Here is a 1155-nt window from a genome sequence, read left to right on the forward strand (position 1 = left end):
CTTGAGTTCAGACGTGTTCTCCTCCGATCTCCAAAATTTTGTACCTACGGAAAGTGGGAAACTGCTGTAAGTTATTTGTAAAAGTAAACCCTTAAGGTTTAACAGAGAACATAAAATCTAAATGTGTCTTAGCTTAAGTCAAAAGTCGGAACTTAATCAGATTTTCTTAGTGGATCGAGAAGATGATAAAATTAGGTAAATCAAAATAAGACTAAATTTATTTGAGTCTGTCCTAACTGAAAATTCAGACAAAAATGGATAAATGCTAACAACCAAAAAATTAATATAAATCATTGACAAATCTATATGAATAATGGTATTGGAAGTGAAAATTATATAGCGGTGCTAACTGATCCTAATTAATATTAGACCTGTTTAAGTTCGCAAATTTTGTATAGTAAAGTTGAAATAAAAATATAGTCAGATATACTTAAACATAGCTTTTTATTTTGGTAGTTGACAAAATATTTAGTTTTAGTTAATTTTTTTTTATGACCGACTCAAGTATATAAACAATTATGCTCTTAGTAGAATATTATTTGATCAAAAAAAATCATTCACTTTTCGCCGAGGGCGATGGTTTATCTTTTTTGACGAAAAATCTCTACAATGCTGCGAATTATTTAGATTGTCAAAACTTTTTTACCGGTCAAAAACGGATGCTACTACTGTTTATTATCAGATCAAAAATAGTCATATACTAAGAGTTTTACCTCGTAAAGTTAGTCAAGAAGTTCTCAGAATGGTTCTGAAAGTATGGCAAAGTTATTATAGTGCTTACCGAGAAGATAAAGCTTTCCCAAGTAAATTTAAAGTGAGGCCAAAAAATCTTAATTATCAAAGTAGTGCTGGAGATAGAAGTAATGGTAGATATGTGGTAATTTATCATCATCAAGCTCTTAGTCAAAAAGCTTTAAAAAAAGGATTAATTCGCCCTAGTAAAACTAATATTTATTTGAAAATAAGAGTTAAAAAATCATAAAAAGTTAGAATTATTCCTAAAAAAAATGCTGAGATAATTGAGTTAGTTTACAAACAGGAAATAGAAACAGAACCTTTAACTCAAACTAGGATAGCAGCTATCGATTTAGGATTAAACAATCTGGCAACTTTAAGCACAAACTTACCGAACCACCAGCCTAAAATCTATAATTA

At 29.4% G+C, this 1155-nt stretch carries 1 protein-coding gene; it reads left to right on the forward strand.

Translation table 11 applies throughout. From position 1 onward, the window contains the following. Window positions 1-628: 628 nt before the first annotated feature. Window positions 629-982 carry a hypothetical protein gene (locus F6K13_RS34210; protein WP_124143244.1) on the forward strand — a complete coding sequence of 118 codons (354 nt, stop codon included), beginning with the start codon at window positions 629-631 and terminating at the stop codon, window positions 980-982. Window positions 983-1155: the final 173 nt, after the last annotated feature.

The organism is Okeania sp. SIO2B9 (assembly GCF_010672505.1).
Taxonomy (GTDB): domain Bacteria; phylum Cyanobacteriota; class Cyanobacteriia; order Cyanobacteriales; family Microcoleaceae; genus Okeania; species Okeania hirsuta.